Origin of the sequence: Thiolapillus sp., from assembly GCF_048562965.1 — a bacterium.
In the GTDB taxonomy this organism is placed as follows: domain Bacteria; phylum Pseudomonadota; class Gammaproteobacteria; order Chromatiales; family Chromatiaceae; genus Thiolapillus; species Thiolapillus brandeum_A.
The window spans coordinates 1-11,245 of the sequence record NZ_JBHNMF010000047.1; the positions used below are offsets into that span (position 1 = coordinate 1).

9 protein-coding genes and 1 pseudogene are annotated in these 11,245 nt (G+C 56.9%); 1 reads left to right on the top strand and 9 read right to left on the bottom strand.

The genetic code is table 11. The annotated features are described in order from the left end of the window. The 5 genes and pseudogenes from ACOCD2_RS04660 to ACOCD2_RS04680 all read right to left on the bottom strand — a co-directional run. Positions 1-2,871: pseudogene (locus ACOCD2_RS04660) on the bottom strand (hypothetical protein); the annotation flags it as partial. A gap of 53 nt (positions 2,872-2,924) precedes the next feature. Further along, the gene (locus tag ACOCD2_RS04665) at positions 2,925-3,293 is read right to left on the bottom strand and encodes a TnpV protein (protein ID WP_293645487.1); all 369 of its coding nucleotides are present in this window, start codon (positions 3,291-3,293) and stop codon (positions 2,925-2,927) included. 431 nt (positions 3,294-3,724) lie between these two features. Continuing rightward, complete coding sequence (locus tag ACOCD2_RS04670; protein WP_293645485.1) at positions 3,725-5,068, bottom strand: hypothetical protein; 1,344 nt, start codon at positions 5,066-5,068, stop codon at positions 3,725-3,727. 31 nt (positions 5,069-5,099) lie between these two features. Further along, entirely contained in the window at positions 5,100-6,410 is a 1,311-nt protein-coding gene (locus tag ACOCD2_RS04675) for a hypothetical protein (RefSeq protein WP_293645483.1), read from the bottom strand. A 1-nt stretch (position 6,411) separates the two neighbouring features. Continuing rightward, positions 6,412-7,239 (bottom strand): hypothetical protein, encoded by an 828-nt coding sequence (locus ACOCD2_RS04680; protein WP_293672385.1) that lies wholly within the window; start codon positions 7,237-7,239, stop codon positions 6,412-6,414. A gap of 79 nt (positions 7,240-7,318) precedes the next feature. On the opposite strand from ACOCD2_RS04680, the gene ACOCD2_RS04685 reads away from it, so the two are divergent. Continuing rightward, entirely contained in the window at positions 7,319-9,373 is a 2,055-nt protein-coding gene (locus tag ACOCD2_RS04685) for an ATP-dependent helicase (protein WP_293645479.1), read from the top strand. Here the strand turns inward: ACOCD2_RS04685 and ACOCD2_RS04690 are convergent, their stop codons facing one another. The 4 genes from ACOCD2_RS04690 to ACOCD2_RS04705 all read right to left on the bottom strand — a co-directional run. Then, positions 9,374-9,604 carry a hypothetical protein gene (locus tag ACOCD2_RS04690; protein WP_293645477.1) on the bottom strand — a complete coding sequence of 77 codons (231 nt, stop codon included), beginning with the start codon at positions 9,602-9,604 and terminating at the stop codon, positions 9,374-9,376. It abuts the gene before it with no gap. Positions 9,605-9,668: 64 nt separating this feature from the next. Beyond that, positions 9,669-9,857 (bottom strand): hypothetical protein, encoded by a 189-nt coding sequence (locus ACOCD2_RS04695; RefSeq protein ID WP_293645475.1) that lies wholly within the window; start codon positions 9,855-9,857, stop codon positions 9,669-9,671. Positions 9,858-10,193: 336 nt separating this feature from the next. Next, complete coding sequence (locus ACOCD2_RS04700) at positions 10,194-10,688, bottom strand: hypothetical protein (protein WP_293645473.1); 495 nt, start codon at positions 10,686-10,688, stop codon at positions 10,194-10,196. A gap of 70 nt (positions 10,689-10,758) precedes the next feature. Beyond that, positions 10,759-11,245 (bottom strand): hypothetical protein (locus tag ACOCD2_RS04705; RefSeq protein WP_419625616.1); only part of this gene is annotated, 487 nt, incomplete at its 5' end.

The following is an 11,245-nucleotide window of genomic DNA, read 5'->3' on the forward strand; positions in this document are numbered from 1 at the left end:
AGTCAGGCGCTCTTTCTTCTTGCCGCGAATACCGGTGCGCTCTACCTGGTAGGTATTCGGAATCGGCGGGCGGTCGCGGTCAGCCAACGACTGATCATCGTCATCCTTCTCTTCATAGGTGTAACCATCGATGATGCCGATATCGCCATCATCAAGTACAACCATTGACCCCAGGGGGTACAGATAATTCTCCGGGTGTTCGCTGATTTCTTGAGTTTCAGCATGATCAATATCGTCCTGGGTGGGCACCTTCGACTGCTTCTTGGTGACAGTGGGCTTGTCTGACTCTGCCAGTGCCGAGAAGCGGGATGACAATTCATCGATATGTGAACGGATTTGAGATGCCGTTTTTTCCGCCACCGGCACATCGTCATCGGCATGGGGCAGGGTCACGGTGTAGCCGGTTCCAAAGCGGTCGGAGATGGCGCGCTCCGCCCCCAGGCGGTGCGTGGGATTCTGTGTGTAATACCGGTTCCGCTCAAGTGTGCATTGACGGTCATTGTCGCCATACACCACAATCTCGTCCGTGTTGAGCCAATCCACATCAGCGGCATTGGCGCGCTCCTCTGCGCTCAACTGACGGCACCTTTTGCGGAAAAACAGTAAATCGGTCACCACATCGGTCCCCGCCTGTGCCCGCTGGGCATTCATGGGCAGGCGCAAGGCTCCCACGAGGTCTGCGCGCTCCCACATGGCTTTGCGGGCACGATCCAGCCCCTTAGCGTCCAGTGTATAACGGCTGGTCAAGACGGCCATCATGGCGCCAGGCTTGAGCATATCCAGCGAACGCAAAAGAAAGTAGTTGTGAATACTGAGGTTCAGCCTGTTGTACTCGGGATCGTGAATTTTGTATTTACCAAAGGGCACATTCGTCATCACCAGGTCAAAAAAGTCTTTGGGATAGCGTTTATCCTCGAAACCACAGACATCGATCTTGGTATCGGGATAGAGGTTTCTTAGTATGCTGCCGGCAATAGGATCTTTCTCGACCGCAAAAAATCGGGTTTGATCAACCACCGCTTGAGGTGCGAGCCCCAAGAAGTTGCCGACACCAGCAGCGGGCTCCAGCATGCGTCCTTTTTTGTGCCCTGCAGCCACAACCAAATCCCACATGCTTTCTATAACCGATCGTGACGTGTAGTGTGCATTGAGAAGGGTATCTGCCACGGCCTCTCGTTCCTGCTCGGACAGACTGCCGGTGAGATAATCCGCCACTTCCTTTTCCCGCTCATTCAGGCGGTATGAGATTCCCTGAGCAACCTCCTTGAAGGCGCCCCAGCTTACATATTTGGCCAGGGTTCGCTTGTCCTCCGGGGTGGGAATCTTCTGGTTGTCTCGAAGATCCTGCAGGGTTCGCATGGCGGCCATATTGTCTTCCAGACGCTCCTTGGGAGAAAAGCTGTTGCCCTCCCGGTCTATCTCGTCTCCAATGAAGAAATGATCGGGATTCAGTTGCGTTTCTGGGGAGGCCTTTTGCGCAACAGGGGCACCCCGTGGCGCAGAGGGTTCCATCCTGGCGCCATGATAAACAGGCATTTCCTGCCCCGTTACACGGGCCAGGAACGCATAGGAATAGGAGGTTACCTGCCCGCTTTGGATGTCGGGCACCAGGTAGGGTATATCGGTAACCCTGCCATCCGCGCTCGCATGCACCTGGTCGGCGTATGCCGGCGGAACAATAAAGGCAAGCTCGCCGTCTTTCTTGCTGCCGAAATACCCTGTCATAAAACCAGAATCCTGCCGAACCTTTTCTCGTTCCGAATCGGAGAACAGGCCATCCAGATTAGCGCGCACCCAGTCTTCCACCGCATTGGTGGTCAGCGGTGACAGCGGGAGGCGATCAAAATGAAGTGGGATCCAGTCAGCGTCCCGGGCATCCTCCAGCTCCGCGGATTGCGGAAGAAGGCGGGCGACAAATCCGTTCTCGTGGTCGTTATCAAGACGGGTAACGCGATAGGGCTTACCCCCAGGCATGACCAGATAAGTGTTGATCGCATCCAGGAGGTAGTTACCGGTGGAAGGGCCTCGCCCTACCTGAAGTATGCTCTCCACCTTGTCCAGCGGGGCATGAAAGCCAGAATCATCCTGAGTAATCAGGGTTCCATCTACGCTCAGGTACTCCCTGGCCTGGGGAGGGGGGACAGGCAGCCCATCCGAACCGTCCGGCGCACCGTTATTGTCATCACCTGTTTGCTGCTCCTGTGCCGTTGATTCGGTCGTTGCCTTGGTTTCCTCCGGTGCAGCAGGCTGCTGGGCAGGGGAAGGCTTCATGCCCGGGGCGGCATCTGGCGGGTCGGAGCGCATCGACGGGGTAGATTCATGCGCGGGGGCAGGAACAGGAGCTGCTTCGAGCTGCAGCCAGTCGGTGGATTCAACATTTTTCCCCTCGTCCTCTGCTCGACGGCGAAGGCTGTCCACATTGATTTCATTTACCGGCGTAAACACCCCTTCCACTGGCAACCAATACACGCCAGCCCCGGTGTACAGGAAAGCGTATTCTCCAATGGAGAGAATTCTATAGTTGCTGCCATACTCCAGCATGCTGGTCAGAGGAAGGGGCAGCTGGCCTTTTGCATGCTGCGCGAGGAAAAGCTGCTCTACTTCTTCTTTACTGCTGGGGTTGTGAGGCGGAAGAAGAAACTGGAGGCGGATCGTCGCATCGGCATCCAGGCGATAGCCTCCCCCCTGGTGTGTGACCGGCCCGCCTTCATCGGGCACCAATGGGGTGGCACTAAGCTTCAGCTTGCCATGATGCACATCGGTTATAAGCCACAGACGCCCCTGATGCGGCAGCACGCGGCGCAATTCGCCCTCGCGGAGGTAGGTGCCGCCAGCGTCCGCCCACTGGGCGACAGCCGCGAACAGATCCATGGGGGCAAGGACCCTTCCTTCGGATGCCGCGCTGTGCTCCCCGTCGAAATCGACTACAGACGGGACAGGCCGCCAGGCGCCATGTCCCCCAGAATCGTCATTTCTGCTTCCTTGTGAGCCGTGTTCATCAGCCGATGCCGCAGCTCGTAGTTCAGTGTGTCCTTCCCCATCACCTGCGCGTCCAGAATCAGGCTGTCGAACAACTTCGGCATCAGATCCGCGATCTGCTCCCTCGCCCGCTGCTCCTGTTCCGCCAGATACTTCTGCAGCGTCCCGTTTTTCTGCATTTTCCGATAGCGTTTCACCTGGTTCGTTTTCAGGTGTTCCAGGATGACTTTTCCGTATCGTCCCGTCACCGCTGTCTTCGGGGTTGGCAGGATCTTGATTGAGGGGTTCTTCATTGTTGCTTGTACCAGGTTCATTTGATTCATCCTCCTGATAGGAATGGTCAGGCAATCCTATGGATAGTTTACAGCTTTCAGCAAGATTTTTGATGCCCTCCGTCATATCACCGTAAAGCGGGACGTAGGAAATGTCTGTACTGTGCGCTAAAGCCAGTGCTTTGAGCTTTCCCAATGCATCGGGGGAGGCATGAATGCGCCAACTGGAAGAATCCGCCTGCTCATACCCCCAGGCTGCCAGCGGCACTGCCGGATCACGGCGTTTCTCGCCGCGCCAACACCAGACCAAATACCATTTGCCTCCCTCGTCCTGTAAGAGAAGATCAGCAGAATAGGCGCTTACATCTAACCAATGCATTGGGAAAACCCTTTTTGTAGGAAGCCCGGGCGGGACAAGGGCGCCCTGCCCGGTAGGTCAACAACCGGCAGGCGCCGGTTGCGATAACGGCGAATTACGTGCGAGGACGCGCCGCTTTGCGCTCGCTCGCATCATCATCGAAGTCAGGAATGGCGTCCATGTCCTCAGCAGGGGTTTCCGCCGCTTTTTCGGCGGCCTCTTCTGCTGCCTTGTCATCCGCAGGCACATCGTCTGCTGGGTGATCGTGCTCACCTTCTTCCGCCTTCTTGTCATCTTTATCAGGACGTGGGAGACCGCTGATACCTTCCACATTGGCGGTCTTGAGGGCCAGGATGTTCGAACGATCATCGCTGGATGCCCTTACAATGTTCAACACGCCGCCCACCTGCGGATCACCATCCTTATCCGTATACGCGGAGAAGATGAGCGTTTTGGACATATACTGTCCACTCTTCTGCACCCCGCGCATGAAGTCCTTGCTGGCCTCAGAAGCGTTGATGTAGTTCTCGACATACTTGATGGTGCCATTGCGGGCCGCGTCACTCTGGTTGCTCACCATCCACACCTTGTTGGCGGGGATGATGTCAATCCGGGTGTTTCCCCCGGCAATCAGCGCCTCGGCATTGGGGTTGCGACGGATGGCTCGTTCCGCCTGCTTGGCAACCTTCTCCATGATGGCATCGGCGTTGTCGTCGCCAGACACGCCCATCGCCATAACCAGGCCTTCCATGGTGTCAGGGTTGTAAACCCGCATCTGCACCAGGTTGGCCCCTTCTTTCGCCATCCCCTGAACAGCATCAATCAGCGCCAGGTTGTCACCGGTCACTTCGACTGCCGCAGAGGGGTAGAGCGTGTTCACCGTAACATTGATGCGCTCTTCTTTGATCGCCTTTTCGTCCTCCTTGGCATAAGCAGCTTTCCAACGCTCCAGCTGTTTTTCGAGCATTTCCAGGCGCTCCTCATTCTTGTCGCCCTCAGCAATGTAGATGTTGCGCCGTTTGCCATCCTCACCCTGGTACCGGAAACTCATGGCAGTGACACCAACCACAGCATCAACGACATGGCGGCTCGCACCGCCGGCTTTGTGCCCCCAGGAAGAAGTCACCTTCCCATCCTTGCCCACGGCGACGTTTTCCAATACCAGCTTTTCCGTGGTGACCTGGCCGGGCTTAAAGCCCTGATTCAGGTTGCCCAGCACTTCGCCGGCAGTCTTGGGTTTGCGGCCGCCCGTGATGGTCACTTCAATCTCATCACCTGGGTTGACGCCTTCGGTAAGGCTGCTCTCTACCTTGGCAGTAAAGGTCAGACCGGTTGCTTTTTCATTGATGTCATCAAAGGCACCGGCGGCGGGCACCACCAACAACGTGCCTTCGGACACGTTGATCTGGTTGCTCTTTGCGTTTTTGATGATGTTATCGGTATTTCCGAACAGTCCCATTTTTATCTCTCCTATACAGTGATTACGGGATTTATGGATGGGGCACCGGCTGTTGGCGCTCGTCTTCGTTTTCACCACCGGCAAGGCGAGAGATCGCCCCGTCCAGCTCGTGATGAATTTTTTCCTTCCAGTTCTCAATATCGTCTTTACTGACCTGTTTGCGCTTCACCGCTTTCAGGCCAAAAGATGTCGAGACGGAAACAGGCGGCTCTATGCCGTGTTCCTGGCAATAAGCCTGTATTTTTTTCTTGTCCGGCACTTTTTTGTACAAAGGCTGCCGACCAATGTTGATGAGCAGTTCCGCCATGCCGGCGGCATCGAGGGCGCCTGATTCCCTAAAGAGGTCGCTCTCGCCAAGCCCCTGCTGACGCATGATGTCCATCAAGGTGGTGTTATCGATGCTCTCTCGCTGATAAGCTGTCACATAAGGCAGTTCCTTGAGCACCGCAGGAGATGCCGTACCGCCTAGGGTGGCCAGTTGCGCCAGCGCTTTACTGGCCGTCTCAAAACGAGCCTCGATATCCTGTTTCATCAGGAACAGAGAAGCGGTTTCTTCTATGCGTCGCCCAAGTTCGGCCGCCTGCTCCTCTGTGTACTCGGGAAGCGCTTCCCTTTCGGGGGTGATATACGGGGGGAGCTCGCCCTTTAATACGCAATCCCAGTAATAATCACCGGCCACCAACATATCGTCATACAGCTGCTGGTCCCAGGGCACCTGAACGGGCATGATTTCGCCTTTGGCGTGGTTGTAATAGAAGATGGCCATGCCGTCGAGTTTGATCCCTTCCTGGAGAAGAAGATGCGCCCCCTGGTGCAACTGGCAGGCGTATTCGAGGGAGGTTTCCAGTGAAGTAGGGGCTTCCGTGGGCGCTTTGTAATCGGTAAGTATCCGCTTGCCATTGATCAGCAGCACATCATCCGGGTACACCCGCATCCATTCGTGCTCCCCCGTTTGCTGCGCTTCCATGGCCGCCTGTATCGCGTTCAGGGATTCCTCATCCCGCGTCGCATTGAAGTCCCTGCGTGCGATTTCAGCGATCACAGGCTCAAGCAGGTTGCCCCGACGCATGAGGTTGTCTGCTTTCTGAGGGGGCTGCATAAGCAGTTTTTGCGCCACAAGATCCCTGGCGGACGTAAAAGTAGAGCGCATTCCTCGGTAATTGGCGACAAGTGTGCCGATTTCTGAGCCACCCCAGCCGGTTAGCCGTCGAATGTGCCACAGGGCGTTATGTTCCGGGTCGTTGCTGACCACCTTGAGATAACGGTCAATGCTCTCATCCTTGATATGCGCGGCCTGGGGGAGCGACTTGATTCTGTCGATCAGCGCAGCATGACCGGTCATGTCAGCGGCCTCCGCCAAGCAACGTGGCGCGAATAGCGTCCCGGTTTCCCGGGTTGCCCCGGTATAGATGTTCCTCACCGGTCGCAGGATCCCTCCAAAATAAAGTAGGGGTGAGCACCGCGCCGTCTTCCTTGGCGGTCAAAAGGAACGCCTTGAGATTTCGCACGGTGGCGGCAGGCCCCAGCCCGGCGTCTGCTATGGCCCTCATGCCGCTGGCGCTGGTGGTGACCGGCACATGCAGAAACTTCACACCCTCCATGCCATCACCAACGGCTTTCCAGAAGGCTTTGCAGTGTCCGCAGTGTTCGTTGGTGTACACGATGACGGGGGAGCCTTCATCGCCAACCTCCTTGTCCGGAGTAACCTGTGCCAGTATTTGGGGAAATGCCGGCTTGGTTTCATCATATATAAAATCCGCGTGATCCTCCCTTTCAATGCGGCGAGGTGGCGCCGTATCCTGGGCGGCATTTTTTGTCGTCCCCTTTCTCACGCTTGGCACCACACCCGGGTCCATGGATGCTCCGGGCTGCGCCCCCTCTGAACGGCAAAGCGGCATGAACCGCCCAGACAGATCATTGCCGTTTTCATCCAACATGAGGCCAATAATAAGGCGTTTCTCATTCGGCGGTATCCAGCCTATTACGCGCTTTTCGCGCCCCTGATCCACAGAACGCATGCAAACAATGGTGTACCCATCAGGCCCTGGGTAATCTGCAGTCCAGCGCCCGGCTCCGCCCGTATGCAGGGATACGAACTCCGCTATAGAGGCCGCCCCCGCATCAACGGCAAAGCCCATAACGATAGCGATAGAGGTAAACCATTTCATCATGATACTGGTCCTGGGGTTTCTGCTGTAATATTGTGTTATTATATCTATAGACACTTTTTTAGCAACCTTCTGTTTTTTCATGCTCGACAAACACCAACAGCAAATCGTGTCCCACCGGCAGGGGCATGCACTGATACTGGCCGGCGCAGGCTCGGGGAAAACCACCTGTGCCGTGAACCGCGTGGCAAACCTGATCAACAGCGGACTGCCGCCACGCTATGTCCTCATGCTCACCTTTACCAACAAGGCCTGCTCGGAAATGCGAGAGCGCCTTCTGCACCTGATTGACGGGGAGGCGGTCGGAACCCCCAATATCCTGACGTTCCATAAGTTTGGATACCGGCTGCTGCTTCGGCAGCCCACGCGAATGGGGAGAAACGTAGCACCCTCTATTCTCAATGAGGCGGAACCACAGCGATTACTCAACAACATCCTCAAGGCTGAGGGGTTTCGCGCCAAGCACGAACAGGAAAACTGGCAGACCCTGTATGCGTGGCTCGTCAACGAGGGGTTCTTGCTTGATACCGACAAGCACATCTCGGCAATAATGGATCGCTGGCTAGGAAAAAACGGGTGGGATAGCGGCACCATCGAGGCTGCATTGCGCGGCTTTCGCCAGTACGACATCTACAAGCGCAATACAAATGTGGTGGACTTTGACGATCTTATTCTCTTGCCTCTTAAGCACCTCGCGTTGCCAGAGAACCAGGATCTGCTGCTTCGCCTACGCGGATCCTTACGGGATATCACTGTGGACGAAGCGCAGGACAACAACATGGCCCAGTACATGCTCCTGCAGTTGATCGCCGGAGAAACCGTGGTCATGATCGGTGATGACGATCAATCCATCTACCGCTGGCGAGGCTCCCGGCCCGACAACCTAAAACGCTTTGTCGAGGAATTCGGTCCCGCTATTTACAAGCTCGAACGCAATTATCGTTCCCCCCACAGCATCGTTGCGCCGGCCAGCCAGCTGATTCGCCATAACACCGACCGTCTGGAAAAGAACCCACATGCCTTTCAGGCAGGAGGAGCGCCTATAGCCCTCCATTTGCACCGCAATGAAGAACATATGGCCAAGGCTGTCGTTCAGCAAATCCAAAAGGCCATGAATCACGGCCGGACACCGGGCGACTTTGCGGTGCTGTATCGCACCAACGCCATGGCCCGCCCACTGGAGGCGGCATTTTTGCAAGCCGGAGTACCTTACGAGGTGCGCCAGGGCATTGACCTGCTCAAGCGGGCGGAGGCCCGCATGCTGGTGGCCGCCATGCGCGTAGCCATGAACCCGGCTGACATGCCCGCACTAACCCACTTGCTCGGCATGTTGCCGGGCGTTGGCCCGAAAACACTTGAGAAACTGCACCAGGCGTATGCACAAGATCCGCTGTATGCCCGCGGTATGCTGCCGCCTAAAACACAGGATGCTATGGACGCTCTGCACGACAGTATTGAGGCCCTGCGTAAAAAAGGCCCCCTCGATGCCACCGATTGGGCGCTGGGTGACCCCCTTTATTCTCACTGGCTTGAGGGGTATGCGGAAAAAACAGTACGCGAGCAATACAAGAAACGCGGACTGTCCATTGAAGGAAACCAAAAAGAATTCAAGACCAGCGTTGAGCGGGTGGCCCAGTCCCGCCGGGATACGCTGTTTTATATGGAAACCGCATTACAGGCAAGGCGATCCTCAGCAACCGGTACGCCTGACGAAAAAGATTGGGAAAACAACCCCTGGGGCTGCGCCATGGATATCCTCATCGCCCCCCCGGACGAGGACAAAGATGGCGCCGGGCGCGTTATTCTGTCCACGGTGCATTCCGCCAAGGGGCTTCAGTGGCCCGTGGTGCATATCGCCGGCATGTCGGATGGGCTGATGCCTCATTACCGTGAGGGGGATGCACCCGATGAAGAGGCGCTGGCAGAGGAACGCTGCCTGGCTTATGTTGCCATCACCCGGGGTGAACGCGAGGTGATTTTGCATCACCCCCGCCATCTGTCTTCTCCCGGCATGAACAGGAACAACCTGCCCCCCTCCCGTTTTATCAAAGAAGCGGGGATCGCCCCGGTTCAGTCCGCTGGCGACCCCGACCACCCCAGACGGGAGGCGCTCTTTCGTCCACCGCAATGGCGGTAATCAGTCTATGGCGGGCATGCCATCCGTGAGATTGGACCAGCCGATTTCCTCTTCCACCAGGTTATAAAAGCGCTCACCAAGGTAGTCCCGATTCTGCCAGAACCAATCAGCCAAGGTGGTGCCCTCCTCTTCCCGGGCCACCGCGATTTCCGCCTCATAGGTGTCTTTCAATTCATCGATAACGCGAGCCAATAATTGTGGCCCCGTTTCGAGTTGTCGATCCGCCGTCATACTCCCTCCCGTTCTCGTTTTACAGGTTTGCTTTCCACCATGGTAATACGAATGCCACTATTTCCTATGGCAGTCTGGTGCGGGTGTGGCTGTTGTCCTGATATTTATCGCGGCCTTCACTGGCGCGAAACCGTATACCCAAACAGTCCAACAGCATACCCTCGGGCGCTTCGCCCTCAATGATATCGGTAGCGCCAGCACGCAGGTAGTTCTGGTTGGGTTCGGCATGGCCGGGAAGTACCAGTATCGGCACAGCGGGCGCTTGGGCATGCGCCTCCATGTGGCGAAAGCGGAAGCGCCTCCAACTCAGGCGATTCCCGAAGTGTTTTTTCGAATACCCGTACCGGCATATCAAGAACACTCTCATCTACCAGCAACAGGCGATATCCTGGCTCTCCCGCCCCGGGTTTCAGCAGCCAGAAGCCCTCCATGGGCGTTGTGGCCACATGCACATCGATTCCCCACCGTTCCAGCATGCTGCAAACGGTTTGGGTCATTCATGTTCTTGGATTTGTTTTCCTGACATCAAAAAAAACCGCAGCGGGGGACGCTGCGGCGGTTATCGCCCCGAAGGGATTTTGTTTGTCTGCTACTTGGGTGTCGGGAACACGAGGTTGAGCAGGTCTTTGGGGCCATCACCCAGCCTCAGTTCTTTCATTGCGACATCCAGGTGTTTCTCAGGGATGCCATTGGCCTTCATCGCCTGGAGCACGAACGTCTTTGCGTCCGCCATGCTTTCATTGCCGTCCAGCATTTCCTTGAGCAGGGCAGCGGTCTCTTCCCGGGTCGCTTGAAGCTGGCCACGTTCGCGCATCCTGAGCATCAGTGCATCACGCTCGAATGCGGCCTGCCGTGCGCCAAGGCGCGAGGCCCGCACCTTTCCAAAGCGCCCCACAAGTTCATCGTATTGTTCCTGGAGGGCGTTTTTTTCTTCGAGAAGCGTTTTATGCCGTTGCACTAAGTCGTTCCATTTACTTACAAGCTCGTTCCACTCCTGGGTTTCCCGGGCGCGCCTACGGTTTTGTTGTCTTTTCCCCCAAGCCACTGCGCCTGTAAATGCGGCAAGTCCTTCGAGATTGCTCATTTCCTTATCCTCACTGGCATTACGTTTCTATGAAGTATATAACCCGTTTTCGGAGAATGCAAACACGGGGCTATTCGCCGCCAGGCTCCCGATGCTCATCCTCCACGCCCTCGCCCCGGGCCGCCCGCTCTCCCTCACCGCTTTTCTGTACATCAGTCCCCCGCCCCTTGTCTGGCGTGTCGCTCCGGGAGGGCGTTGTCGGCTGCCGGTTTTCGACCACGGGTGATTCGACAGGAGAGGCACCTGCCTGTCCCGCAGGCCGAGGTGTTGCGGAGTGGCCGCTGGGAATCTGCACCTGCCCTTGGGGCTGCTTCTCAGGCACCGCCGACGAATCCACTGGCCCACCCGCATCGCGGGACGCGGGGGCGCCCCCCCTCCCTTCCGGGGCCTTCTGGTCGTCCGCTTGACGCTCCGCTGTGCCACCGCGCTCCGCGTTTCCTGCTCCCGCTCCTGCACCGTGCTGTGTGTTGGCGCCGGATCCATCAGAGAACGCCCCATCGTGCCTCGTGCCCCCCCCAGCATCATCGTCATCTGAAGAAGTGCCTTGGTTTGCCGTC